The 25,562-nt window shown below is 69.9% G+C and carries 23 protein-coding genes; 17 read left to right on the forward strand and 6 right to left on the reverse strand.

Going from position 1 to position 25,562, the window contains the following annotated elements; genetic code table 11:
• The first annotated feature begins 92 nt into the window (after nucleotides 1-92).
• Entirely contained in the window at nucleotides 93-2,774 is a 2,682-nt protein-coding gene (lanKC, locus tag ACQHII_RS45260) for a class III lanthionine synthetase LanKC (protein ID WP_427924754.1), read from the forward strand.
• Nucleotides 2,771-4,291 (forward strand): ATP-binding cassette domain-containing protein, encoded by a 1,521-nt coding sequence (locus ACQHII_RS45265; protein ID WP_427924755.1) that lies wholly within the window; start codon nucleotides 2,771-2,773, stop codon nucleotides 4,289-4,291. The genes lanKC and ACQHII_RS45265 overlap by 4 nt, the downstream gene beginning before the upstream one ends.
• Before the next feature lie 21 nt (nucleotides 4,292-4,312).
• Here the strand turns inward: ACQHII_RS45265 and ACQHII_RS45270 are convergent, their stop codons facing one another.
• On the reverse strand, nucleotides 4,313-5,554 hold the full coding sequence (locus tag ACQHII_RS45270; RefSeq protein WP_427924756.1) for a cytochrome P450: 1,242 nt from the start codon (nucleotides 5,552-5,554) through the stop codon (nucleotides 4,313-4,315).
• Nucleotides 5,555-5,737: 183 nt separating this feature from the next.
• Nucleotides 5,738-6,937, reverse strand: a complete 1,200-nt coding sequence (locus ACQHII_RS45275) for an acyl-CoA dehydrogenase family protein (protein WP_427924757.1) — start codon at nucleotides 6,935-6,937, stop codon at nucleotides 5,738-5,740.
• 192 nt (nucleotides 6,938-7,129) lie between these two features.
• Between ACQHII_RS45275 and ACQHII_RS45280 the strand changes: the two genes are divergently transcribed.
• The 5 genes from ACQHII_RS45280 (at nucleotide 7,130) to ACQHII_RS45300 (ending at nucleotide 12,830) form a co-directional block, all read left to right on the forward strand.
• Complete coding sequence (locus tag ACQHII_RS45280; protein ID WP_427924758.1) at nucleotides 7,130-8,602, forward strand: FadR/GntR family transcriptional regulator; 1,473 nt, start codon at nucleotides 7,130-7,132, stop codon at nucleotides 8,600-8,602.
• A 126-nt stretch (nucleotides 8,603-8,728) separates the two neighbouring features.
• A complete protein-coding gene (locus ACQHII_RS45285) occupies nucleotides 8,729-9,877 on the forward strand; it encodes an acyl-CoA dehydrogenase family protein (protein ID WP_427924759.1) in 1,149 nt (382 codons plus the stop codon).
• 27 nt (nucleotides 9,878-9,904) lie between these two features.
• Nucleotides 9,905-10,672, forward strand: coding sequence for an SDR family NAD(P)-dependent oxidoreductase (locus ACQHII_RS45290; RefSeq protein ID WP_427924760.1), 768 nt, complete (start codon nucleotides 9,905-9,907; stop codon nucleotides 10,670-10,672).
• On the forward strand, nucleotides 10,669-11,856 hold the full coding sequence (locus tag ACQHII_RS45295) for an acyl-CoA dehydrogenase family protein (protein ID WP_427924761.1): 1,188 nt from the start codon (nucleotides 10,669-10,671) through the stop codon (nucleotides 11,854-11,856). The genes ACQHII_RS45290 and ACQHII_RS45295 overlap by 4 nt, the downstream gene beginning before the upstream one ends.
• Nucleotides 11,853-12,830 carry an NADPH:quinone oxidoreductase family protein gene (locus ACQHII_RS45300; RefSeq protein WP_427924762.1) on the forward strand — a complete coding sequence of 326 codons (978 nt, stop codon included), beginning with the start codon at nucleotides 11,853-11,855 and terminating at the stop codon, nucleotides 12,828-12,830. Before ACQHII_RS45295 ends, ACQHII_RS45300 begins: the two co-directional genes overlap by 4 nt.
• Before the next feature lie 25 nt (nucleotides 12,831-12,855).
• Here ACQHII_RS45300 and ACQHII_RS45305 read toward each other — a convergent pair whose 3' ends face one another.
• Nucleotides 12,856-13,719, reverse strand: a complete 864-nt coding sequence (locus tag ACQHII_RS45305; protein ID WP_427924763.1) for a mycofactocin-coupled SDR family oxidoreductase — start codon at nucleotides 13,717-13,719, stop codon at nucleotides 12,856-12,858.
• Nucleotides 13,720-13,900: 181 nt separating this feature from the next.
• On the opposite strand from ACQHII_RS45305, the gene ACQHII_RS45310 reads away from it, so the two are divergent.
• The 4 genes from ACQHII_RS45310 to ACQHII_RS45325 are packed head-to-tail and all read left to right on the forward strand — an operon-like array spanning nucleotide 13,901 to nucleotide 16,303.
• Nucleotides 13,901-15,046, forward strand: coding sequence for an amidohydrolase family protein (locus ACQHII_RS45310; RefSeq protein ID WP_427924764.1), 1,146 nt, complete (start codon nucleotides 13,901-13,903; stop codon nucleotides 15,044-15,046).
• Nucleotides 15,043-15,252, forward strand: coding sequence for a hypothetical protein (locus tag ACQHII_RS45315; RefSeq protein WP_427924765.1), 210 nt, complete (start codon nucleotides 15,043-15,045; stop codon nucleotides 15,250-15,252). Before ACQHII_RS45310 ends, ACQHII_RS45315 begins: the two co-directional genes overlap by 4 nt.
• Before the next feature lie 16 nt (nucleotides 15,253-15,268).
• Nucleotides 15,269-16,081, forward strand: a complete 813-nt coding sequence (locus ACQHII_RS45320) for a mycofactocin-coupled SDR family oxidoreductase (protein WP_427924766.1) — start codon at nucleotides 15,269-15,271, stop codon at nucleotides 16,079-16,081.
• A gap of 30 nt (nucleotides 16,082-16,111) precedes the next feature.
• Nucleotides 16,112-16,303 carry a ferredoxin gene (locus tag ACQHII_RS45325; protein ID WP_427924767.1) on the forward strand — a complete coding sequence of 64 codons (192 nt, stop codon included), beginning with the start codon at nucleotides 16,112-16,114 and terminating at the stop codon, nucleotides 16,301-16,303.
• A 56-nt stretch (nucleotides 16,304-16,359) separates the two neighbouring features.
• Here the strand turns inward: ACQHII_RS45325 and ACQHII_RS45330 are convergent, their stop codons facing one another.
• On the reverse strand, nucleotides 16,360-17,232 hold the full coding sequence (locus tag ACQHII_RS45330) for a VOC family protein (RefSeq protein ID WP_427924768.1): 873 nt from the start codon (nucleotides 17,230-17,232) through the stop codon (nucleotides 16,360-16,362).
• 169 nt (nucleotides 17,233-17,401) lie between these two features.
• Here ACQHII_RS45330 and ACQHII_RS45335 point away from each other — a divergent pair, with 169 nt between their 5' ends.
• Together ACQHII_RS45335 and ACQHII_RS45340 are read left to right on the forward strand one after the other, a co-directional pair.
• The gene (locus tag ACQHII_RS45335; RefSeq protein ID WP_427924769.1) at nucleotides 17,402-18,262 is read left to right on the forward strand and encodes an alpha/beta fold hydrolase; all 861 of its coding nucleotides are present in this window, start codon (nucleotides 17,402-17,404) and stop codon (nucleotides 18,260-18,262) included.
• 36 nt (nucleotides 18,263-18,298) lie between these two features.
• Nucleotides 18,299-18,913, forward strand: a complete 615-nt coding sequence (locus ACQHII_RS45340) for a TetR/AcrR family transcriptional regulator (protein WP_427924770.1) — start codon at nucleotides 18,299-18,301, stop codon at nucleotides 18,911-18,913.
• Nucleotides 18,914-18,967: 54 nt separating this feature from the next.
• Here the strand turns inward: ACQHII_RS45340 and ACQHII_RS45345 are convergent, their stop codons facing one another.
• Nucleotides 18,968-20,575, reverse strand: coding sequence for an FAD-dependent oxidoreductase (locus tag ACQHII_RS45345; protein WP_427924771.1), 1,608 nt, complete (start codon nucleotides 20,573-20,575; stop codon nucleotides 18,968-18,970).
• Between the two features lie 230 nt (nucleotides 20,576-20,805).
• Here ACQHII_RS45345 and ACQHII_RS45350 point away from each other — a divergent pair, with 230 nt between their 5' ends.
• The 4 genes from ACQHII_RS45350 (at nucleotide 20,806) to ACQHII_RS45365 (ending at nucleotide 24,649) form a co-directional block, all read left to right on the forward strand.
• Nucleotides 20,806-21,687, forward strand: coding sequence for a 2-keto-4-pentenoate hydratase (locus ACQHII_RS45350; protein WP_427924772.1), 882 nt, complete (start codon nucleotides 20,806-20,808; stop codon nucleotides 21,685-21,687).
• On the forward strand, nucleotides 21,684-22,634 hold the full coding sequence (locus ACQHII_RS45355; RefSeq protein ID WP_427924773.1) for an acetaldehyde dehydrogenase (acetylating): 951 nt from the start codon (nucleotides 21,684-21,686) through the stop codon (nucleotides 22,632-22,634). The genes ACQHII_RS45350 and ACQHII_RS45355 overlap by 4 nt, the downstream gene beginning before the upstream one ends.
• Nucleotides 22,631-23,641, forward strand: coding sequence for a 4-hydroxy-2-oxovalerate aldolase (gene dmpG / locus ACQHII_RS45360; protein ID WP_427924774.1), 1,011 nt, complete (start codon nucleotides 22,631-22,633; stop codon nucleotides 23,639-23,641). The genes ACQHII_RS45355 and dmpG overlap by 4 nt, the downstream gene beginning before the upstream one ends.
• A 246-nt stretch (nucleotides 23,642-23,887) precedes the next feature.
• The gene (locus ACQHII_RS45365) at nucleotides 23,888-24,649 is read left to right on the forward strand and encodes an IclR family transcriptional regulator (protein WP_427925547.1); all 762 of its coding nucleotides are present in this window, start codon (nucleotides 23,888-23,890) and stop codon (nucleotides 24,647-24,649) included.
• Nucleotides 24,650-24,660: 11 nt separating this feature from the next.
• Here ACQHII_RS45365 and ACQHII_RS45370 read toward each other — a convergent pair whose 3' ends face one another.
• On the reverse strand, nucleotides 24,661-25,560 hold the full coding sequence (locus ACQHII_RS45370) for an SDR family oxidoreductase (RefSeq protein ID WP_427924775.1): 900 nt from the start codon (nucleotides 25,558-25,560) through the stop codon (nucleotides 24,661-24,663).
• Between the last annotated feature and the right edge of the window lie 2 nt (nucleotides 25,561-25,562).

The following is a 25,562-nucleotide window of genomic DNA, read 5'->3' on the forward strand; positions in this document are numbered from 1 at the left end:
CGCACACCGCGCGCCCCGCATGGTTCACGCCACCCCTGCGCCCCGTCGAGAACCGCCCGCCAGGCTCCTCGGACACACTCACAGAGGCAGACATGATCAACGAACGATGGGTATACCGATTCCCCTTCTGCTGGAACGACACCCTGTTCTTCGACCCGCTCGACGTCTCCTACGAGCCGAAGCCCGACCACTTCCTCGCCTCCCTCGACGAGCGGATACGGTCGCGATTCGTCCGCAAGGGCATCTGGTGGAGCTACCGGCACAATCCGGACCTGCCCGAGCAGGGGTGGAAGATCCATGTGTCGGCGAACCAGCGCAACGTGCGCGAGGTCGCCGCCTCGGTGATCGGGTATCTGACCGAGCACGACATCGACTTCAAGATCGCACTCGATCTCATGGTCTTCGAGATGCTGAGTTCGAAGGCCATATCGCGGGGCAGCGGCGGCAAACTCGTCACCGTCTACCCCCGGGACGACGACGAGTTCCGGTCGTGTCTGGCCGACCTCGCCCGGGTCCTGGACGGAGCCGAGGGCCCGTACGTGCTGTCGGACCTGCGGTACCGCGACTGCAAGGCGCTCTACTTCCGCTACGGGCAGTTCCTGGACACCCACTCCGTCGACGTCCTGGGCCGGCCGGTGCCCCACATCACGGGGCCGGACGGGCCGGTCGCCGACGACCGGCGCCCCGGATACGCCCAACCGCCCTGGGTGGCCTGGCCGTTCACCGACTGGGAGCCCCCGGCCGATACCGACGAGGACGGCCTGCTCGCGGGCCGCTTCCGGGTGACCGGGGCGCTCCAGTTCTCCAACAGCGGTGGGGTGTACACCGCGCAGGACACGGCGAACGACGACCGGGTGGTGGTCCTCAAGGAAGCCCGCCCGCACACCAACGTGGACCCGCGGCAGGACCACGACGCCGTGGACATCCTCAACCGCGAGTGGGTGTTCCTGAACCGGCTGGCCGACGTCGGCTCGTTCCCCGCCCCGATCGCCACCTTCCGGCACTGGGAACACCACTTCATCGCGGAGGAGTTCGTCGACGGCACCGACATCCGCTCCATGCTGCTCGAACGCAACCCGCTCGCCCGGCTCGGACCCGGTGGCGTAGCGCAGTCGCGGGAGTTCCTGCGGATCTTCCTGGGCGTCTTCCGGGGGCTCGCGGGCGCGCTCCGGGCCGCCCACGACCGCAAGGTGATCCTCGGTGACTTCACCGCCGCGAACGTGCTCATCGACCCGGACACCCTGGACGTCACCATCGTCGATCTGGAGACGTGCCGACTGACCGAGGCCGACCCCGAGCACGCCCACCTGGAGGCACCGGTCGAGCTGTACACACCCGGGTTCAGCAACTTCCGGCGCCGCTTCGCCGCGTCCGCGGTCGAGGACGACCAGTTCGGCCTCGCCATGACCATGGCCTACTTCATCTTCCCGGTCGCGGCCCTGTCGTATCTGCGCGAGGACATCCTGGACCGCTACCGGATCTTCACCGACAGTCTGGGCTGGCCGAAGCGGATCCACGAGATGCTGACCGACCTGGCGCAGGCGCGGATCACGCTCACGGACGTACTGCGGGAACTGGAACACGAGGACGACCTGGTCGACCAGGTCCGTGCCGTTGCGGTGCGGCCGGTCGTGGAGGAGCGCCTCGGCCTCGCGGAGACCGAGGCCGGACTGGCGGCCTTCATCGACGTCGTCGCCGACACCGACCGGCCCACGCTCTTCCCCGTCGACCCGTTCGCGCACGTCACCAACCCGCTGAGCCTGGGCTTCGGCGCGAGCGGCGTCCTGTGGGCCCTGAACTCCTCGGGCGTCCCGCTCCGATCGGAATGGACACGGCGGCTGCGCGACGACCTGGCCGACCTCGACCCGGCCCAGTACCCGGCCGGCCTCATGAACGGGCTGGCCGGCATCGCCTGGGCGACCGACACACTCGGACTCCCCACGCAGGCACGGCAGTTGCTGGCACAGGCCAACCGGCACGCGCACGAGTCCGGCGACCACACCTTCTACTACGGCCTCTCCGGCGTGGGCATGACGAACCTGCGGTTCTACCTCCACGACCGCGACGAACGTCACCTCGCCGCGGCGCGGGACTGCGCCCGGGCGCTGTGCGAGACCGCACGGCACGACGGCGAACGGGTCCACTGGCGCAACGAGTTCACGACCGAGGTCCCGTTCACCGGCCTGGGCTTCGGCCAGGCGGGCGTCGCGATGTTCCTGCTGCGCATGCACCAGATCACCGGAGAGGACTGGTGTCTGGACCTCGGCCGCGGCGCACTGGCCTGGGAGATGGCACACGCGGACCGGCAGGACGACGGCAATGTGACGTTCGATCACCGCGGGACCGCGGAGCCCTATCTGGAGGTGGGTTCCGCGGGTGTCGCCCGAGTCCTCCTGCGCTACGGCGACCTGGATTCCGCACGGACCGTCCTGCGCGCGCTGGACGTCCGGCAGGCCGTGCTGCCCGGGTTCTCGTTCGGTATGTCCGGGATCGCCGACACGCTGCTCGACGCGGCCTCGATCACCGGCGACACCGCGTACCGGGGCATCGCACTGCGGCAACTCGACTTCGTGAGGCGGCTGTTCCTGTTCGAGCCGGACGAACGGTTCGCGATACCGCGACACGGCGAGGCGGTTCCCCTCGGCTCACCCGGCGACGGACTGCTGCGCTGCTCCACCGACTACCTCACCGGATCGGCCGGCATCCTTCGGGTGCTCCACCGCGTGAACCACGGCGGCACGGCGGACTTCCTGCTGGACGAGGTGTCGCGGTGAGGGAGCTGTGGCACACGCTCAGGGGCCACCGGACCCAGTTCTCGGTGATCGTCCTCATCGAGGCGGCCCTCGGCGGGACCGAAGCCCTGGTGCATCCCCTCCTGCTCAAGGCCCTGTTCGACCAGGCGATCCTGACCGGCCGCTTCCACAGGTTCGTCGTACTCGCCGCCTGCTATCTCCTGCTCGGCCTCACCCTGAGCCTCGCGGGCTACTGGGTGGCGCGGTGGCGCAAGGGGTTCGAGAACACGTTCACACTCGACCTGGAGATGGAACTGCTGGACCGCGCGCTCGACCAGGACGGACGGCGGATGGCACAGGCCGGCAACGCCTCGTTCGTCAGCCGGGTGCACAACGACGTCAAGGAAGGCGTCCTGCCGGCCGTCGACGTCTCGATCCGGATCGCGAAGCAGGCGGTCTCGTCCGTCGTCTTCGTCGGCGTGCTGCTGTACCTGTCCTGGCAGGCCAGTCTCATCCTGCTCGTCATCGTGCCGCCGCTGGTGTACGTCAGCAACCGCATCGCCAAGCGGATCGAGGACAACACGGAACCGGAACGCGAGGCGGAGGCGCAGTACGTCAACACACTGTCCCGGACCCTGGAGTCCTTCCACGCCCTGCGCGGCCTGCCGGCGCTCCTGTCCGGCACCCGGGCCGCCAACAGGAAGGCGCTGCGCGGCTTCCTCGGCATCACCTTCACCAACTTCCGGCTCACCCAGAAGCAGAGCACGCTCAGCGACCTCGTCATGAACCTGTCCGACACCACCTCGATGATCACCGGGGCGTACTTCGTGTTCGCCGGCCGGATGACGTTCGGCAGTTTCCTCGCCTTCGTGAACTCGCTGTGGCGGGCCGTCACCGGAATCTTCGAGCTCGTGAACATGATTCCGCAGGCCCGCCGGAACACCGCGGTGCTCAGGCGGATCACCGCGCTGCGTGCCTCCGGGGTGTCGCCGTACCACGACGAGGGACACCTGGTGCTGGTCCACGCGGCCCGCGTCGGGTACGACGACGGCGCGGAAGTGACGATCGACGACTTCGAACTGGCCGTCGGCGAGCACGTCCTGCTCCGTGGCCCCAACGGCTGTGGCAAGACGACGCTCCTGCACATCATCTCCGGAGCGCTCGCCCCCGACTACGGGATGGTCACGCTGCCGGCCCGGGTGGCCGCCCTGACCGCTCCGGTCAACCTGCCCCCGTTGCCCGTGCGTGAACTGGTCGCCGACGAACGGGTGCGCACCGCCCTGGGGCTCGACGGGGTGGCCGGCCAACTCCCCTCGGAGCTGTCGTCCGGCCAGCGGCAGCGGACCGGGGTCGCGGCCCTCCTCTGCGAGGAAGCGGACGTGTACCTCGTCGACGAGCCGTTCGCGAACCTCGACGAGACCGGCCGGGACCTGGTGCTGCGGGCGCTGGAACAGCACACCCACGGGCGCGGCCTGCTCGTGGTGCACCACGGCGACGAGGACCTCGACAGCCGGTTCGACCGCGTGGTCACCTTGTCGACGACCGCCGCCCACCCCTAAGCCGTCGCGGACGGCCGGGTGTCACCAGGCGACCGGCAACTCGTAGATGCCGTAGGCCTGCGAGTCCTCCTTGAACTTCAACTCCGAGAAATCGACGGCGAGTCGCAGGGTGGGCACGCGGCGGAACAACGTGCTGAAGACGACGTGGAGTTCGATGCGGGCGAGCTGCTGGCCCACGCACTGGTGCGGGCCCCAGCCGAACGCGTGGTGGTGGGCCGCGGCGCGGGTGAGGTCGAGCTTCTCGGGGTCGGGGAACGCCTGCGGGTCCCAGTTCGCGGCCGGCAGCGAGGCGATGACACCCTCGCCCGCGCGGATGATCTCCCCGTCGATCTCGATGTCGTCCAACACCGCCCGGCGCGCCAGCAGATGCGGGATGGTGAGGTAGCGCAGCAGTTCCTCGACCGTGCTCGTCACATACTTCGCGTCGTCGGAGTGCTCGCGCAGGCCCGCGAGTTGAGCGGGGTTCTGCAGCAGCAGCGCGGTGCCCAGCGTGATCATGTTGGCGCTGGTGTCGTGCCCGGCGACGAGCAGGATGTGCCCGAGAGGGGCCGCCTCCTCCATCGACAGCTCGCCCGCCTTGATGCGCGCGCCGAGATCGGAGAGGACGTCCTCACCGGGGTCGTCCATCTTCGCCTCGATGAGCCCGGCGATGTAGCGGCGCACGGTCGCCGTGCTCTCCGCCGCCTGCTCCGGGGTCTTGAAGCGCGCGTTGGTCACACCCGCGTGCTCCTGGAAGAAGTCATGGTCCTCGTACGGCACCCCGAGGAGCGCGCAGATCATCAGCGACGGCAGCGGGAGCGACAGCGCCTCGTTCAGCTCGGCCGGGTTGGGACCGTCCAGCATCTTGTCGATGAGGTCGTTGGTGATCCGCTGGATCTCCGGGCGGATCTTCTCCATCCGGTGCCGCGTGAACGAACTCGTCAGCATCCGCCGCCACCGTGTGTGCTCGGCCCCGTCGGTGTTGTTGATCGACGGCTGGATATGCGCCGCGTGCGCCTTCATCGCCTCGGTCGTGTGCGGATATCCGGGCGCACCGATATTCGCGCTGAGCCGGGGATCGGTCAGCAACTGCCGCTGGGCCGCGTGCGTCGTGACGACCCACGGCGTCGTACCGTCCCACGTCCTCGCCCGCACCAGTGCCTTGCCCGAGTCGTGCAGCTTCAGCAGCCCAGGCGGCGGCGCGAACGGGCACTCGCCCGATCGGGGCGACGGGTACTCCGGCAGCTCTTCGGGGACGTCGGTTCCGGCCGCGCTCTCGGTCATGGTTCTGTCGTCCTCTCGTCGGCCCCACACCTGACGGAACCATACGTCGACCGATCGGTACAATCAATCTCCCGGAAACCTTCGAGAACCTTCGAGAACCTTCGAGAACCTTCGAGAGGCTGGTGAAGGAATGTGAAGTCGAAGTATTGACCGAGTGGTCTATTTTCGCGTCCGGGTCGCCGGTCAGCGAGGCTCCCGCGGCATCCCGAGCCCCCGCTCGGCCACCTGCGTCCGCAGCACCTCGTTCGCCCCGCCCGCGATCGTGTACGCCCGCGAGTAGAGATGCGCGTCCTGCCACCAGCCATCCGCCACGGCGTCCACGTCCCCCTCGATCAAGAGCCCGTCCGTGCCCTGGAGGCCGAGGCCGAAGTCGACCAGGTCGTGGTTGAGCTCGCTGAAGAAGATCTTGCCGAGGAGGGCGTCGACGGGACCCTCCGTGTCGTGCAGCATCCGGGACCGGGCGAGGTCGAGCAGCGCGCCGTTCACGTGAACCCGCGTGGCCAGCTCACCGATCGTCTGCCGGGTCGCGGAGTCGTCCAGCGCGGGCCGGCCGTTGACCGACGTACGCGCCGCGAGACGCAGCAAGTCGTCCAGTACGGCGATCAGTTCGACACCGCGGGCGCCCACCCCGGACCGCTCGTGGCCGAGGCTGCTCATCGCCACCCGCCAGCCGTCGTTCACCCGCCCGATCACGTTCGCGGCCGGGATGCGCACGCCGTCGAGGAAGACCTCGTTGAAGTCGGTCGTCCCGGTGATCTCCCGCAACGGCCGGATGTCGACGCCCGGGCTGCGCAGATCGAGCGCGAACGCGGTGATGCCCTTGTGCTTCGGCGCCTCGCGATCGGTGCGCGCGAGCAGGTAACCCATGTCCGCGTGCTGGCCGTTGGTCGTCCACACCTTCTGGCCGTCCACGACGAACACCGCGTCCTCGCCCTCGCCCTCGCGAACAGCCCGGGTCCGCAGTGCCGCCAGGTCGCTGCCCGCCTCCGGCTCGCTGAACAGCTGGCACCACACGTCCTCGCAGGAACGGATCCGGGGCAGGAGACGCGCCCGCTGCGCGTCGGTGCCGAACTCCAGCAGCGCGGCCGAGGCCAGCGAGGCGGCCCCGATCGGCTGCCAGGTGCGGGCGCGGGCGATCTCCTCCGCCACGACCGAGGGTTCGAGAGGGTGTGCGTCGGGACGGCCGCCGAACTCGGCCGGCCAGTCGATCCCGAGGAAGCCGGCCTCGTACAGCTTGGCGGTCCACTCCCGGATCGCCGGCATCAGTTCGGGCTCCGGTGCGCGCACTCCCGTATGGGTCTTGATGCCCGGGGCGTGCTCCGCGACGAACGCGCGCACCTTCCTCCGGAACGCTTCGAGCTCGGGCGTGGACTCCAGTCGCATCGCTGTCGGCTCCCTGTTCTCATGCAGCGGCCCAGAAATGAGGTTACTCTAACTGTGTCGATCACCCGCCTGCCAGAGCCCGGAACCAGAAAAAGTGGCCTCATCTAGGTTCCAGGTGCCCGAACCGCACGCCTCCGGCCCAGGTGACGAATAGACTGGGGATCCGCAATATCCGCCCCAGAGGAGTTGGCCATGGCGACTGCCGTCGACCGCGAGCCCGCCGACGGCGAGACCGGCATCCCGGTCGGCAAGCTGGCCGCGCAGACCGCCCGCCGTATCGAGGCGACCGTGATCCGCCAGGGCTGGCCGGTGGGCGAGTCGTTGGGCTCCGAGGTGGACCTGCGGGAGCGGCTCGGGGTGAGCCGGGCGGTACTGCGCGAGGCAGTACGGCTCGTCGAGCACCACCAGGTGGCCAGGATGCGGCGCGGCCCGAACGGCGGCCTGATCGTCTGCGCACCCGACGCGGGACCGGCCACCCGCGCCATGGTGATCTACCTCGAATACGTCGGCACGAGCGTCACCGACCTGCTCCAGGCCCGCCTCCTGCTGGAGCCGATCGCCGCCGGACTCGCCGCCGAGCGCATCACCGAGCGGGGCATCGACACCCTCCGCACCACGCTCGACGCCGAACTCGACCACTGGGACGACCCCGGCGTCCACTCGCAGGACCCCCTCCACCCCGTGCTGGCCCAGCTCTCGGGCAACCCGGTGCTCCACCTGTTCGTCGACGTGCTCACCCGGCTCACCGCCCGCTACGCGCACACCTCCCGCCGTATCTCCAAGACCGAGATGCACGCCGCGAAGGACACCTCGCACCGCGCGCACAAAGCCGTCGTCGACGCGGTGATCGCCGACGACGGGGCACGCGCCCAGACGGAGTTGACCGCGCATCTGGAGTCGGTGGCCGGCTGGATCGAGAAGCACCGGGTGCGGCGCGGGCAGCGGATCGCGGGCAATGTCGTCGAGCCCGAACTGGTCGAAGGCCCGCGCGCCAAGCTCGCCGAGGTGGTCGCCGCCCGCATCCACGACGACATCGCCGCGCGCGGCTGGCAGACCGGCATGGTGCTCGGCTCGGAGGCCGACCTGCTCGCCCGCTACTCGATCAGCAGGGCTGTACTCCGGGAAGCCGTACGGCTGTTGGAGTACCACTCGGTCGCCCGGATGCGCCGCGGTCCCGGCGGCGGCCTGATCGTCACCGAGCCCGAACCGCAGGCCAGCATCGACACCATGGCGCTGTTCCTCGAGTACCAGGGCGTCACCGCCGACGACCTGCGGATCGTCCGCAACGCCATCGAACTCGGCATCGTCGCCCGGGTCACCGCCCGTGTCGCGGAGGGCGACAAAGAGGTGACCGAACGGCTCGGCAAGGCCGTCCGCTGGAGCACGGAGGGCCCCGCCGACGACCCGCGCAAGGCCGACCTCTTCCACACCGAACTGGCCGCGCTCTCCGACAATCCGGTGCTGTCCCTGTTCCTCTCCATCATCACCGAGCTGTTCCGCCGCCACGCCTCCGGCCACGACCGGCCGCTGCCCGGCGACACGGCGGCCGAGGAGGTCCAGCACGTTCACCAGCGCATTCTCGACGCCATCGTCGAGGGCGACGCCGGGGTGGCCCGGCACCGGATGCGCCGCCACCTGGACGCGCTGATCCCTTGGTGGCACTGATCTCCTGATGCTCGACCTGCAACGCCCCTGTGCGGCCTTCGGGCCCGCGGGGGCGTTCTGCTGAACCGGGCTGTGTCGGGCGAGGCTAATTAGGTATACTGAATAGGTCGAGCCGAAGGAGATCCGATGCGCCGGACCCTGTTCGAAGAGACCCATGAGGACTTCCGTCTGCTGGTCCGTGACTTCATCGCCCGCGAGGTGGTCCCGTCGTACGAGGACTGGCGGCGCGTCGGACTCGTCCCCCGGGACCTGTTCACCGCGCTGGGCAAGCTCGGCATCATCGGCACGTCGATCCCGGAGGAGTACGGCGGGGGCGGCCAGGACGACTACCGCTACAACGCCGTGATCCAGGAGGAGTGTGCCCGCGCCTGCGTCACGCTCGGCGGGCTGCGCACCCACCTGGACATCGTCGTCCCGTACTTCACGGGCCTGGCCAATGCCGAGCAACGGGCCCGCTGGCTACCGGGGTTGGCCTCGGGCGAGCTGTACACCGCGATCGCGATGAGCGAGCCCGCCACCGGCTCCGACCTGGCCGGCATCACCACCCGGGCGGTCCGCGACGGCGACCACTTCGTCCTCAACGGCGCCAAGACCTTCATCACCGGCGGCCACCACGCCGACCTGGTGATCGTGGTCGCCCGCACCACCGTGGACCCGGACAACCGGCGCGCCGGGCTCTCCCTCCTTGTGGTGGAGAGGGGCACGCCCGGCTTCACCGTCGGGCGCAAGCTGGAGAAGATCGGCCTGGCCGTCCAGGACACCGTGGAACTCGCCTTCGACGACGTCCGCGTGCCCGCCGCCAACCTCCTCGGCGAGGAAGGCGCCGCCTTCACCCTCCTCGGCCGCAACCTCGCCCAGGAACGCCTGGCCATCGCGGTCGGCGCGGTCGCCCAGGCCCGTACCGCGATCGACCTGACCGTCTCCTACGTCCGCGACCGGAACGTGTTCGGAAAGCCGCTGGCCCAGTTCCAGAACACGAAGTTCGAACTCGCCTCCCTGGACGCCGAGTTGACGGCCGCGCAGGCTCTGCTCGACGCGTCGATCACCGCGCTCGTCGCGGGAGAACTCGCCCCCGTGGACGCGGCCCGCACCAAGCTGGTCTGCACCGAGACACAGGGGCACGTGGTCGACCGCTGTCTCCAACTGCACGGCGGCTACGGCTACATCCTCGAATCCCCGATCGCCCGCCTGTACGCGGACGCCCGGGTGACCCGTATCTACGGCGGCACCAGCGAGGTCATGAAGCTCATCATCAGCAAGTCCCTGGGCCTTTGACACCACGAAGACCATGAGGAGTTGGGTGTGAACATCGACGGTTCAGCGGCACTCGTCACCGGCGGCGCCTCCGGGCTCGGCCTGGCCACCGCGCGCCGCATCATCGAACGCGGCGGACGCGTCGTCCTCGCCGACATCTCCGAGGAACAGGGGGTCAAGGCGGTCGCCGACCTCGGCGAGGCCGCACGCTTCGTCCGCACGGACGTCACCGACGCGACCGAGGTCACCGCCGCCCTCGACGCGGCCGAGCAACTCGGCACCCTGCGCGCCGTCGTGCACTGCGCCGGACGCGGCGGCGACCGCACCCGGATCATCGACCGCGACCGCAACCCCGGCGAACTCGACACCTTCGCCGAGGTCATACGCGTCAACCTGATCGGCACCTACAACGTCCTGCGCCTGGCCGCCGCCCGCCTCGCCGGCAACGAGGTCGTCGACGGCGACCGGGGCGCCGTGGTACTCACCGCGTCGGTCGCGGCCTTCGACGGCCAGATCGGGCAGACCTCCTACACCGCGGCCAAGGCAGGAGTCCACGGCATCACCCTCGTCGCCGCCCGCGACCTGGCCAGCTGGCAGATCCGGGTGAACACCATCGCCCCCGGCATCATGGACACCCCGATGCTCGGCCGCCTCCGCGCCGACATCCGCGACGGCCTCGCCGCCTCCGTACCGCACCCCAAGCGCCTCGGAGAGCCGGACGACTTCGCCCGCCTCGCCGTGGAGATGCTGGAGAACCCCTACCTCAACGGCCAGACCGTCCGCCTCGACGGCGCGATCCGCATGGCCCCGCGATGACAGCGGACGGGACCGGCGAGTCGGACGACCAATTCCGCGCCCGCCTGCGGGCCTTCCTCGCAGAGCAGCATCCCGGGCGCCGCCCCAAGGACCCCGTCGAGCGGGTCGCCTGGCAGAAGAAGTGGCTCGCCACGCTCTACGACGCCGGTTACGCGGGCCCGAGTTGGCCGCGCGAGTACGGCGGCATGGACCTGTCCTTCGCCCGCCAGGTGAGCTACCAGGAGGAGTACGCCCGCGCCCGCGTCCCAGGACCCCTCGGCACCGGACTGGGCATCGCCGCCCCCACCCTCATCAAGTACGGCACGCCCGAGCAGAAGGAGCGCCACCTGCGCCCCATGCTGCGCGGCGACATGGTGTGGGCCCAGGGCTACTCCGAACCGGAGGCGGGATCGGACCTCCCCGCGCTGCGCACGACGGCACGGCGTGAAGGCGAGGAGTACGTCGTCAACGGGCAGAAGGTGTGGAACAGTTCGGCCGACATCGCCGACATCTTCTTCACCCTCGTCCGCACCGGGCCCCCCGACTCCCGCCAGGACGGCATCAGTTACCTCCTGATCGACGCCCATGCCTCCGGGGTGACGGTACGCCCGCTGCGTGATCTGACGGGCGACGCGCACTTCTGCGAGATCTTCTTCGACGACGTCCGCGTCCCGGTCGCCAACCGCATCGGCGAGGAGAACGGCGGCTGGCCGCTGGTGCGCACGAGCCTCGGGCACGAGCGCGCAGCCGGGGCGATGAACCAAGCGGCCCTGTACCGGCGGGTGTTGGACGAGTTGATCGAACTCGCCCGTGAGCGCGGGGCGACGGCCGACCCGATCGTCCGGGATCGGCTCGCCGACTTCGAGATCCGCGTCCGCGTCATGCGGCTCACCGGCATGCGCACCATCGCCGACATCATGGCCAAGGGCGAACCCGGGCCCGCCTCTTCGACGGCGCGGCTGTCCATCGTGACCTTCGAGCAGGAGCTGCACGAGTTCGCGCTCGACCTGCTCGGACCGTACGGCATCCTCGACCGCCACGACCCGCACGCCGTCCAACGCGGGCGCTGGGTATGGGGGTTCCTCCGTACGCGTGCCTCGTCGATCGGCGCGGGCACGGCCGAGATCCAGCGCAACACGATCGCCGAACAGGTGCTGGGGCTGCCCCGCGACCCGGCGATGCCGACAGTGGAGAGGACCCGATGAAGGCCGCACGCTGCACGGAGTACGGGCCGCCCAGCGGCCTCTCGGTCGTCGAACTCGACGATCTACGGCCCGGACCCGGCGAGGTGCTGGTCCGGGTGCACGCGGCGGCGGTGAACTTCCCGGACGTACTCCTCGTGGCGAACCGCTACCAGGTGCCCGCGCCACTGCCCTTCACGCCGGGCAGCGAATTCGCCGGTGTGGTCGCGGAGTTGGGACCGGGCGTGTCCGGCCCGCCCGTCGGCTCCCCCGTCGCCGGGGCGGTGCTCACCGGCGCCTTCGCCGAACAGGTCGTCGTGCCCGTCGCGGGTCTGCGCCAGGTCCCCGAGGGCCTCGACATGGTGCACGCCGCCGCGTTCCACGTCACGTACGCCACCGCCTACCACTCTCTCGTCACCGTCGGACAGGGCAGCGCGGGGGAGTGGGTGGCGGTGCTCGGCGCGGCCGGCGGGGTCGGTTCGGCGGCGGTCGACATCGCGACGCGGCTCGGCATGCGGGTGGTCGCCGCCGCGTCGAGCCAGGAGCGGCTGACGGTCGCCCGCAAGCTCGGGGCCGAGGCCGGCGTCGACTACGTGCATGAGGATCTCAAGCTCCGCACAAGGGAGTTGACCGGCGGCGAGGGTGTCCACCTCGTGATCGACCCGGTGGGCGGCGACCACGCGGAGGCCGCCCTGCGAGCGCTGCGCCGGGGCGGCCGGTTCGTCACGGTCGGGTACGCCGACGGGAAGATCCCGCGCATCCCGCTGAACCTGGTGCTGCTCAAGGACCTGGTCGTACGGGGCTTCGAGATCCGTACGGTGCGGCAGTACGCCCCGGCTGCCGTGGCCGCCGCCGACCGAGCCCTCGCCGCGATGGTCCGGGACGGGATGCGCCCGCTGGTCTCCCGGGTCCACCCGCTCGCCGAGGTCGCCACCGCCCTCACCGATGTCGCGGAGCGCAGGACCACCGGCAAGGTGGTCCTGGATCTCACCTCATAGCAAAGGCCGTCGGAGCCAAAACGCTTCAGAACGTGGGGAGTTGAGGACGCCTGCGGACATAGCCGCCGGCGTCCACCCGCATCTGCATCCCGGTGACGTAACGGGACTCGTCGGAGACGAGGAAGAGCACCATGTCGGAGACGTCCTCCGGCTCGACATACGGGATGTCCATACCGGTCGTCGCGGGGAAGGACTCCAGCGCGTCCTCGCGCGTCGGGTTCTCCAAGTCCGGCCGGAAAGACCGGTACATGATGTCGCTGTTGAGCATGTCCGTGTTGACGTTGGTGGGGTGCAGGCCGTTGACGCGGATCCGCCGGGACAGCAGCACCGTCGCCAAGTCGTGCACGAACGCGGCCACTTGGCGCTTGGCGAAGGAGTAGCCGAGGCCCCCGGGCCCGTTGGTCGGGCTGTCGACCGTCGCCGGGGTCAGGGCCGCGATCGATCCGGTCGCCACGATCGAGGCGCCGTCCGGCAGATGGGGCAGGGCGGCCTCGACGGCGTGCACGACACCGTTGAAGTCGACGGTGACGGCGTCGATGAAGGCCTGCACGCCCTGCCGGGGACCGAGCGGGGCGATGCCGGCCTGCGCCACCACGGCGTCCAGCCGCCCGAGTTCGGCCACCCCGTCGGCCACGGCCGCCTTCAGCGCCGCCGGATCCCGTACGTCCGCCTTGCGCGCGACGATGCGTCGCCCGAGCTTCTCGACCTGGCGCACGGTTTCGTCCAGGTCGTCCTGTGTGGCCAGCGCATACGCGTTCGTCGCGATGTCCTCGCACAGGTCGACGGCGATGATGTCGGCGCCCTCCGTAGCCAGCCGGAGCGCGTGGGCGCGGCCCTGTCCGCGCGCCGCCCCGGTGATGAACACGACCTTGTCCTGTACTCGGCCCATCCTGGGGCTCCTTCCGCCGGAGATAAAAGAGTAGCCTGAATACTGTCCGATGGTGCTGTTCGTGATCCATGATCGGTATCAAGTCCGCTGACTGCTGGCCGGTTTCCGTTCAGTGGGACCTGAACAGTGCACACAATTCGGCCGGTGCTAGAGAGTCCATGAGATTCGAGGGAGCACATCGATGCCATTGCAGCCATGGATGAAGTTGCTGTCGACCGACGACCACCTGATCGAGCCGCCCCGCCTGTGGACGGACCGCCTGCCGGCCAAGTACCGCGACCTCGGGCCGAGGATCGTCGAGCAGGCACGGGGAGAGGGCCAGGCCCCGGCCGAGGTGTGGAACTACGAGGGCCGCATCTACCCCTACATCGGCCTGAACGCCGTAGCGGGCAAGTCGCCCGAGGAGTTCGGCCTCGAACCGACCCGCTACGACGAGATGATCCCGGGCTGCTACGACCCGAAGGCCCGGCTGCGCGACATGGATCTGGACGGGGTGTGGGGCGCGCTGTGCTTCCCGTCGTTCCCGCGCTTCGCCGGCACCGTGTTCCTGGACGGCCAGGACCGGCAGCTCGCCCTGCTCTGCGTCCAGGCGTGGAACGACTTCGTGATCGACGAGTGGTGCGCCACCGCTCCCGGCCGGCTGATCCCGCTGGTCATCCTGCCGCTGTGGGACGTCGACGCCTGCGCGGCCGAGATCCGGCGGACGGCGGCCAAGGGCGCCAAGGCGATCTCGTTCCCGGAGAACCCGGTCCCGCTGGGCCTGCCGTCGTTCCACACCGACCACTGGGACCCGGTGTTCACGGCGGCCGAGGAGACCGACATGCCGCTGTGCCTGCACTTCGGCACCTCGGGTGCGGCGCCCAAGACCGCCCCGGAGGCACCGTTCGCGGTGACGATCACCCTGTTCGCCACCAACTCGATGTACGCGGCCGCCGACCTGCTGTTCTCCCCGGTCCTCCACAACCACCCGCGGCTGAAGATCGGCCTGTCCGAGGGCGGAATCGGCTGGATCCCGTATCTGCTGGAGCGCGCCGACGGCACCTGGGAGCGGCACCGCTTCTACCAGAACGTCAACCAGAGCGTGCGGCCCTCGGAGCTGTTCCACAAGCACTTCCACGGCTGCTTCATCGACGACCGGTTCGGCGTGGAGGTACGCCACCACATCGGCGTCGACAAGATCACCTGGGAGTGCGACTACCCGCACTCCGACTCGTACTGGCCCAAGAGCCGCGCCTACGCGGCCGAGGTCCTCGCGGACGTTCCGGACGACGAGGTGCACAAGATCGTGGAGCTGAACACCCGCCGCCTCTACAACCTCCCCGCATGAGCAGGCGCCCGGAGTCCGAGCGCTCCGACTGGACCGACCTCGACCTGCTGACCCGCGACGAGGCGTACGGCCGCCTCCAGGAGGAGATCGCCGTCACCGCCGGTCGGCTCGCCGAACTCGGCGCTGGTGACGAGGCCGAGCGCGAACTCCTCGACACCCGGCTGCGCGCCCTGCGCGAGGCCGCCGAGGATCTGAATGTCCGCTGAAAGAGAAGGAGTTGGCGTGGGGCGCATGGAAGGCAAGGCGGTGCTCATCACGGGGGCCGCCCGGGGTCAGGGACGTTCCCACGCCGTGCGGCTGGCGGAGGAGGGAGCCGATGTCGTCGTGACCGACGTGTGCCACGACATCAGCGACGAGCTGCCCTACTCGCTGGCGTCGAAGGAACAGCTGGAGGAGACCGCGGAGTTGGTGCGCGCGACCGGCCGCCGCTGCATCGCCATGCAGGCCGACGTGCGCTCGGTGGTGGAGCTGCGGGCCGCCGTCGACGCGGCGTGGGAGGAGTTCGGACGGCTCGACACCGTGGTGGCGAACGCGGGCGTGATGAGCATCGGCGCCGCCTGGGAGCTGTCCGAGGAGGCCTGGGACGTCAACATGGACGTCAACCTCAAGGGCCCCTGGAACACGGTGCGGGCCGCGGTGCCCAGGATGATCGAGGCCGGACAGGGCGGCTCCATCGTCATCACCAGCTCGGCGGCGGGCATCCGCGGCCATGTGCCGTACGCCCACTACACGGCCAGCAAGCACGGTGTGGTCGGCCTGATGAAGGCGCTCTCCAACGAACTCGCCCCGCACCGTATCCGGGTGAACACCGTGCACCCCACCGGCGTCAGCGACACCGGCATCACCGTCGGCGTCCCGATCGAGGAACTCGCCGCGCGGGAACCGCTGTTCGCGCTCGTGGCGATGAACCCCCTCGCCCCGTACGTCGAACCGCGCGATGTCTCGAACGCCGTCCTGTTCCTCGCGTCGGACGAGTCGCGCTATGTCACCGGCCTTCAGTTCACCGTCGACGCGGGCTCGACGAACAAGCCGTAGAGACGAACGAGCCGTAGAACGGAGTTGTGCATGAAGATCACGATCGACTCCTCGTTGTGCTCCGGGCACGCGAGGTGCGCGGCGGCGGCCCCGGAGGTGTACCGGCTCGACGACGACGGCTATGCGCTGCCCTACGACGGCGAGGTGCCGCCGGAGCTCGAACAGGCGGCCAGGGACGGGGAGTTGGCCTGCCCGGAGCGGGCCATCACCGTCGAGCGCTGACATATGGAACAGCCCCACGGCCGTGGACCGTGGGGCTGTTCCGCTGCCTGTTCGGATCAGCCGGCGGGCTGCGGCGGCGGGGTGAAGTGGTGGCCCCAGAACGCGCCGTCGGTGATCTCGTAGACCGGTACCGGCTCGGGCACCTTCAGGCCGTTCCAGCCGAACTCGACGGCGTAGTTCTCCGGCGACCACACGTAGAAGGACACCATGTGGTCGTTGGTGTGTTTGCCGAGCGAATGCATCATCGGGACGTCGAGCTTCGCGGCCCGGTCCAGGGCGCGGCCCACGTCGTCCAGGGTCTTGCCCTCGACCATGAAGTGCAGCAGCCGCCCGGGGCCCGGCGCAGGGGTGACGCCCAAGGTGTGGTGGCGCGGGTTGCAGCCCATGAACCAGGTCGTGCCGCCCGGCGAGCGCATCGTGTTGCGCTCGATGAAGCCGAGGGTGTTGACGTAGAAGTCGAACGTGCCCCGCGCGTCCTCGGCGGAGACGATCGCGTGCCCGAAGCCCATGTCACCGGTCAGGAAGCCCGAGACCAGCGGAGTGTGCACCGGAACGTGGTCGAGGATCGCGCCGTAGAACAGCTCGACCGGGTTGCCGCCCGGGTCGTTGAACTTGACGAAACCCGTGACCCGGCGTTCCGCGGCCTCGTCCTCGGTGCCGGCGGTGACCTTGATGCCGGTCTTCTCGACGTCGGCGACCAGTCGGGCCAGCTCCCGCTCGTCGATCACCTCGAACCCGAGGGCGGTCATCCCGTTCTGCGAACCGGGGGAGACCACGATGCGGGCCGGATAGTCGTCCATCCGGTAGTAGAGGGATTCCGGGTCGCCGCCCTCAACTGGCATCAGGCCGAGGAAATCCGCCCCGAACACCTTCCATTTCTCGATGTCACTGTATTCCAGCCGGACATACCCGAGTGAGCGCACACCCATCAGGGTTCTCCCATCACCGTCGTCAAGTCCTTGCGGTCCGACGCTAATGAGGCGGGCGGACCAGGAGTCGTGGACGTCCCACTGATCGGGAGGAGTACGGCACCCGGCAGGGACGCGGTGGCACGGTGACTGTCGCCTGTCACCCCGCGACCGGAGGCCACGCACCGCCATGACACTCACCGCTGAGGACACCCTGCGCGAACTGCACACCGACGAGGGCACGTTGCGCTACCACGAGGCGGGTGACGGGCCGCCGCTGCTCCTGTTGCACGGTTCCGGTCCGGGCGTGACCGGCTGGCGCAACTACCGGGGAAATCTCCCCCTGTTCGCGAAACACTTCCGCTGCCTCGCCCTGGAATTCCCCGGGTTCGGGGTCAGCGACCCCACCGACGAGAACCCGATGATGGCGGCCCCGAAGGCCGTCCTGCGTTTTCTCGACGGCCTCGGCCTCGAACGAGTCGACGTCATCGGGAACTCCATGGGCGGCTTCGTCGCCGCCGGACTCGCCGTCGCCCACAAGGACTTGTTCCGCCGGGTCGTCACCATCGGCGGCGTCGGCCGCAACATCCTCTCGCCCAGCCCCAGCGAAGGCCTCAACCTGCTCGTCGAGTTCGCCGAGAACCCGACCCGCGAGAACCTGCTCCAGTGGCTGCGGTCGATGGTCCACGACCCGTCCCTCCTCACCGAGGAACTCATCAAGGAGCGCTGGGCGAGCGCCACCGAGCCCGCGACCCTGGAGGCCTCCCGGCGGATCTACGGCCGGCAGGCCATGGCCGCCATGCAGGCCGCGCAGGCCCACTCCGACCAGCCCATCTGGGCCGCCCTGCACAAGATCACCGCGCCCACGCTGCTGACCTGGGGCCGCGACGACCGGGTCACACCGCTGGAGAGCGCGCTCATCCCGATGCGTACGATTCCCAAAGCGGAACTGCATGTGCTGCCCGACTGCGGCCACTGGGCCATGATCGAGCAGAAGGAGGCCTGGGAGAGCGCGGTCCTGGCCTTCCTGACCCGCCCCGAGGCGTCCTGAGCGTCGGCGGGAGCACCCAACGACCGGGGGGACGACGTGGCGAGAACCGCTGAGGGACGGCAACCGGCGGCCCCGATGTCGAGCGGCCAGGCCGCCCGCCGAGTGCGCATCCTGCGCGCCGCCTCCGAACTCGGCGCCCGCGAGGGACTGGCCAGCGTCCAGATGCACGACGTGGCCAAGGAGGCCGGCGTCGCCATCGCCACCCTGTACCGCTACTTCCCGTCCAAGCCGTATCTGTTCATGGCGGTCCTGGAGTGGCACATCGAGCAGTTCGTCGGCGGCCACGGGAACACGGCCGTCGCCGCCGAGGGCGCGGACCCCGCCGCCGAGATCGCGGAACTCCTCATCACGCTCAGCGTGAAGCTGCTGGACAGCCCGCTGCTCGCCTCGGCGGTGGCGCTGTCGTCGTTCACCGAGTACACGAGCGTCGTCCCGGCCCACGCGGACCTCGTCGACAGCCCCCTGGGCCAGGCCATCCTGCGCCTGCTCCGTGGCAGTGTCCGCGAGGCTTCCGAGACCGACCGCAGCCGGGCCCGCCTGCTCATCTACGGCTGGTGGGGCCTGTTCGTGGCCATGCTCACCGAGGAACTCTCCACCGAGGAGGCGGAGACCAACATGCGCCTGGCCGCACGGCTGCTCCTCACGCCGTAGGACATCACGACAGTGCCCGGAACACCCTTGGTGTTCCGGGCACTTGACGTGGTGTCAGCTTTTGGTGTCCGCGATGTCGAGTACGGCCAGGTACGAGAACGCGACACTCGAACCGATGGGGGCTCCCGCACCCGGGTACACGCGGCCCGTCATCGCGGCGGCGGTGTTGCCGGCCGCGTAGAGCCCCTCGATCGGGCCGCCGTCCGGGCGCAGCACCCGCGCGTGGTCGTCGATCTTCAGGCCGCCCTTGGTGCCTATGTCGGCGGGGACGATGGTCGCCACGTAGTACGGCGGGGTGTCGAGCGGGGGCAGGATCGGGTTGGGCCAGTCGTTCGTGGGCGGCGGCGCCGGGTAGTTGAGCTGGGGCAGGGCGGGGAAGCCCAGCACGTACTGGGCCATCTGGTCCCAGGGCGTCTCGCCGCGGTGGAACTTCTCGTCGACCCCGGTGTGCGCGAAGCCGTTGAACTCCTCGATGGTCTTGCGGAGGGCGTCGAGCGGTACGTCGATCAGCTGGGCCAGCTCCTCGAGCGTGTCGGCCTTCTTGAGCGCGCCCGACTCGAACCACTCGGGGCGGACCGGCTCGTCGTACGGGCCGCCGAAGCCGTCCCGGTCGAGCTGGCGCTGGTCGATGATCCAGTGGGCGGGGATGTGCGAGACGCCCGACGTGGCGTGCAGGCGGACCAGCTCGCGGCCCGCCTGGTCGTAGGGGCGGGTCTCGTTGACGAAGCGTTCGCCGGCCGCGTTGACCCAGATTCCGCCACGGGTGCCCGTGTGGAAGAGCGGCAGGCCGTCCGGCCACACGAGTCCCGGGGTGAACCAGGCCGCGTCCAGCAGATCGGTGGCGGCGCCGACCGCGATGCCGGCCTGGAGCGCGTCGCCCGTGTTGCCCGGGGCGCCGTGGCTCCACTCGCTGCCGCGCTCCGGAACCGGCTGGTACTTCTCACGCAGCTCGCGGTTGCGCTCGAAACCGCCGGCCGCGAGGATCACCCCGCCCGTGGCGCGGAACGTGACCCGCTCGCCGTCGCTCACCGCCTCCACGCCCACGACCCGGCCGTCCTCGACGACCAGACTCTCCAACGCGGTGTCGAGGCGCAGCGTGCCGTGGCCCGTCTCCAGGAACGCGGCCAGCGTCCGGCCGATCAGCGCGCGGCCCCCGCTGAGGACCGGGCCCTCGTCCTGCCCCCAGCGCTGGGCGGGCAGGCAGGCGCGGACCAGTCGGGCGTGTTCGCCCAGCTCGGCGACGGTGACCGTCGGCGGGAAGATGGTGTGACCGGTGGGGGACGAGCCGGCGACCGACGGATAGTAGTCCGGCACCGGGAGGTGCTCGAACGACTGGAACCACGGGTTCTGCTCCAGCTCGTCGATCAGCTGGACGCCGGCCCGCAGATAGGCCGCCTGGAGCGGCTCGCGCGACGCGTCGTCGACGGTGTCGCGCAGATACGTCCGCGCGTCCTCGATGCTGTCGTCCAGCCCCGCCCGCCGCATGGGCGCGGAGCCGGGGTACCAGAGACCGGAACCGGAGTAGGCGGTGGTGCCGCCGACCCGGTCGGTCTTCTCGATGACGAGGGTGCGCAGTCCGCGCGAGGCGGCGGCATAGGCACCGACCAGACCTCCGCCCGACCCGACCACGATCACGTCGTAGACGTCCTCGTTGCTGGCCAAGATGACCTCCTCAGGTGTGCTGACGTTCTCGACGGCGAGCGCGGCTCAACGCCACAACCTCAAGCAATGTGCGGGCGACGGTATCGAGCCGACTCCCCGGCTCCGACCGGTCATCTCGCTCAGCGAGACCATTTGTCCACACCCGGATCGAGTCCCGGTGAGCGGAACGCGCGGGCCCGTGAACGGGCACGGATGCCCAGGCTGGAGGCCATCACGAGTTGAGGATGCGAATGACAGACGTTTGGGAACCGAGGGCCGTGGCGGACCGCGAGGCTGCGGTGGCCGAGGCGGTCGTACGACTGACGCGCGCGGCCCGTGACCGTCAACCGTGCGCTCCCGTACGGGACTTGCTCGGCGCCACCGACATCAGCCTCGCCTATGCCGTCCAACAGCGCGTCGTCGCCGACCGGATCGCGGCCGGAGCACGCCTCGTCGGCCGCAAGATCGGACTCACCTCCGAGTCGGTGCAGCGCCAAGTCGGCGTCGACCGACCCGACTTCGGGGTGCTCCTCGCCGACATGGACGTCAGCGCGCTCCCGGCCGTACCGAGCGAACGGCTGCTCCAGCCCAGGGTCGAGGCCGAGATCGCGTTCGTCCTCGCCGCCGACCTCGACGACGGCGATCTCGACATCGAGCGGGTCCGGTCCGCCGTCGCGTACGGCGTCGCCGCGCTGGAGATCGTGGACAGCCGGGTCGCCGACTGGGACATCGCGATCACCGACACCGTCGCCGACAACGCGTCCAGCGGACTGTTCGTACTCGGCGGCGAGCGGGTCGAGTTGAAGGCGTTCGAGCCCCGGGACGTGACGATGCGGCTGTACGCCGACGGGAAGCTCGCGTCCGAGGGCGACGGCACCGCCTGCCTCGGCGATCCCCTCGCCGCGCTGCTGTGGCTGGCGCGCACCGCGCGGGAGTTCGGCGATCCGCTGCGGGCCGGGCAGGTCGTGCTCTCCGGGGCGCTGGGGCCGCTGGTCCCCACCCCGCCGGGAGTCACCGTCCGGGCCGAGATGTCGGGCCTGGGCACCGTGACCGCGACGTTCTCCGACGCGGTGGAATCAGCCAACTCATCCGAATCATCCGACTCATCGGACTCTTCGAAGGAACAGGGATGACGAAGACCAAGGTGGCCGTCATCGGCTCCGGGAACATCGGGACCGACCTGATGATCAAGGTGCTGCGGCTGTCCGACACCCTGGAGATGGCCGCGATGGTGGGCATCGACCCGGACTCGGACGGCCTCGCCCGCGCCGCGCGCCTCAAGGTGCCCACCACGCACGAGGGCGTGGACGGACTGATCCGGATGGACGGCTTCGACGACATCGAGATCGTCTTCGACGCCACCTCCGCGAAGGCACACGTCGAGAACGCCAAGCGCCTCGCCCCCTACGGCAAACGGCTCGTCGACCTCACACCCGCGGCCATCGGCCCGTACGTCGTGCCGCCGGTCAACCTCGACGAGCACCTTGCCAACGATGTCGACAACCTCAACCTGGTCACCTGCGGCGGCCAGGCCACCATCCCGATCGTGCACGCGGTCAGCCGGATCACCCCGGTGCCCTACGCCGAGATCGTCGCCTCGATCGCCTCGAAGTCGGCCGGACCCGGGACCCGCGCCAACATCGACGAGTTCACCGAGACCACCTCCGCCGCGATCGAGAAGGTGGGCGGCGCCCAGCGCGGCAAGGCGATCATCGTGCTCAATCCGGCCGAGCCGCCGCTGATCATGCGGGACACCGTGTACTGCCTGATCGGCGACGCCGACCAGGAGCAGGTGCGGGCCTCCGTGGAGGGCATGGTGGACGCGGTCGCCGAGTACGTGCCCGGCTACCGGCTCAAGCAGCAGGTGCAGTTCACCCCGATCCCGGCCGGCGACCCGGTCCACACGCTCTTCACCGGCGACGCCTCAGAGGTCACCACCAAGGTGTCCGTCTTCCTCGAAGTCGAGGGCGCCGCCCACTACTTGCCCGCCTACGCGGGCAATCTCGACATCATGACCTCGGCCGCCCTGCGCGTCGCCGAGCGCATCGCCCAGCGCTTCTCCACCGAGGTGACCCAGTGACCCCCAGGCTCTATGTGCAGGACGTCACCCTCCGGGACGGCATGCACGCCATCCGGCACCGGATCACGCCCGAGAACGTGGCCGCCATCAGCGCGGCCCTGGACCGGGCGGGCGTGGACGCCATCGAGGTCGCCCACGGCGACGGCATCTCCGGCGGCAGCCTCAACTACGGCCCCGGCAGCAACACCGACTGGGAATGGATCGAGGCCGCGGCCGGCGCCATCCACCGGGCGACGCTGACGTCCCTCCTGCTGCCCGGAATCGGCACCATCGCCGAACTCAAGCAGGCCTACTCCCTCGGGGTCCGCTCGGTCCGGATCGCCACCCACTGCACCGAGGCCGACGTGGCCGCACAACACATCGCCACGGCACGCGAACTCGGCATGGACGTCTCCGGCTTCCTGATGATGGCCCACATGACCGAACCCGCCGAACTCGCCCGCCAGGCACGCCTGATGGAGTCCTACGGCGCGCACTGCGTGTACGTCACGGACTCCGGCGGCCGGCTGACCATGGACGGCGTGCGCGACCGCATCCGCGCCTATCGGGACGTCCTCGACCCGGAGACCCAGATCGGCATCCACGCGCACGAGAACCTCTCCCTCTCGGTCGCCAACTCCGTCACGGCGGTGGAGGAGGGCGTGACCCGGGTCGACGCCTCCCTCGCCGGACAGGGCGCGGGCGCCGGCAACTGCCCGATCGAACCGTTCGTCGCGGTCGCCAACCTCCTTGGCTGGGAACACGGTTGCGACCTGTTCGCTCTCCAGGACGCCGCCGACGATCTCGTACGGCCCTTGCAGGACCGTCCCGTGCGCGTCGACCGCGAGACCCTGACACTCGGCTACGCGGGCGCCTACTCCAGCTTCCTGCGGCACGCCGAGACGGCGGCCGGACAGTACGGCCTCGACGCGCGCACCATCCTCCAGGAGGTCGGCCGGCGGGGGCTGGTCGGCGGGCAGGAGGACATGATCGTGGACATCGCGCTCGACCTCACGCGCGGCTGCTGACCGCGCGTCTCCGCAGAGCCGCTCCCCGGACCACGCACCGGGGAGCGGCTCTTCGACGCGTTGATTAGACCGTGCGTACCAATAAACTCGTGCACGCCTCTTGGCCCGCGTCCGGCGCCATTGATACGTTGACGAAGGCGCCGAACTAGAATTGATTTCAGTTTGAGCAGAGAGGCATTGACGATGACGTCTGCCCTTCGCCTGGAACCGCGATACGAGGCCGACCGGCATGCGCTGCCACCGTCGATGATGGAGCGCGTGACGTTGATCATGGACCTCTTCGAGCGGCCCCAGACACACCTCACCCTCGAAGTGGTCTCCCGCCGGACCCAGTTGCCGCGCTCGACCACCCACCGGATCCTCGACCAACTGGTGCGCCTGGACTGGCTGCACCACACGGTCGCCGGGTACGCGCTGGGACCGCGCGCGCTCGGTCTCGGCGGGCGGGAGATCGGACACAGCACACTGCGCGCGGCAGCCGCGCCCCAACTCCTCGACCTGGCCGTCCGCACGAAGATGGTCGTCCATCTCGCCGTGCTCGACGGCCCCGAGATCTACTACCTGGACAAGGTCGGCGGCCGGGCTGCGGTCGACATCCCCTCCCGCGTCGGCGGGCGGGCGGTCGCCCACTGCACCGGTCTCGGCAAGGCGATGCTCGCCTGGCTCAGCCCGGAGGAGATCGACGCCCGCTACCAACAATCAATGGAGTGCCGCACCTCCCACAGCATCGGCCGACTCGACCTGCTCCACCGGGAGTTGAGCACCGTACGCCGACGCAACGGCCTGGCGATCGACCGGGGCGAGTGTTTCCCCGACCTCGGCTGTGTCGGCCTCGCCCTGCGCGGTCCGGACGGCCCGGTGGGCGCGATCTCGGTCGTCGGCGACGGGCGGGCACCGCTGGAACTGGTCGCTCCGCTGGTCGTGAACGCCGTACGGGCCGTGTCCGAGGAACTGTTCGGGGGCGGGGAGTCGTATCGGCGGGACGTGACGGAGACAGTGGCCTTGTAAGCGGGTGCCGGTCAGGCAGCCGTGGGGTGCACGGAGAGCAGGTCCGCGAGGTCGACGCGGGTCAGGAAGTCGCGGCGGATGCGGTCGGCCACGACGGAGACCGCCTCGGAGCCGTCGTCGGCCGGGTCGATGTGCACCCGATACGGCCGGTGCCCTGCGGGGAGCGCGACGATTCGCGCGATCTCCTCGGAGACCAGCGAGGCGTCCGCACCCTCGGGCGCCAACGCGGCCAGCTTCTGAGCGACTTGGGTCATCAGGCCCGCGTACCGCGTCTCGTACTGCGCCTCGACCGCGCTGTCCGCCGGGCGCCCGGAGTGCGCGAAGTGGTTCGTACCGCCGGTGAAGGAGCCGGGCACCACGATGGAGGTCTCCACGCCCCAGCGGGCCAGTTCGGCCGCGTAGCTGACGGCGAGGGAGTCCATGGCGGCCTTGGCCGCGAAGTACGGGGCCAGATACGGCGGGGTGCCGCCCTTGACGCTCGAACTCGACACCCAGATCACCAGACCCCGGCCGGCCGCGCGCAGATGGGGCAGTGCGGCGCGGTTGACGCGCTGGGTGGAGAGGACGTTCACGTCGTACAGCTCGGTGAGCTGCTCGGGGGTGAAGGCCTCGGCCGGTCCGGTGACCATGTGGCCGGCGTTGTGGATCAGGACGTCGATGCGGCCGTGTTCGGCGACGATCCGCTCGATCGCCGAGTCGACCGAGTCCTGCGCGTTGACGTCGAGTTCTATGGAGCGCAGGTCGACGCCGTGTTCCTTGCCGTAGTCGGCGGCGGCCCGAACCTGGGGCGCGTTGCGGGTGGTGGTGTTGCGCATCCCGGCGTAGACGGTGTCGCCCTTGTCCGCGAGGGCGCGGGCGGTGAGGGCGCCGAAACCGCTGGAGGCGCCGGTGATCACGATGATGTTGCTCATGG

The organism is Streptomyces sp. cg40, assembly GCF_050320165.1.
In the GTDB taxonomy this organism is placed as follows: domain Bacteria; phylum Actinomycetota; class Actinomycetes; order Streptomycetales; family Streptomycetaceae; genus Streptomyces; species Streptomyces hokutonensis.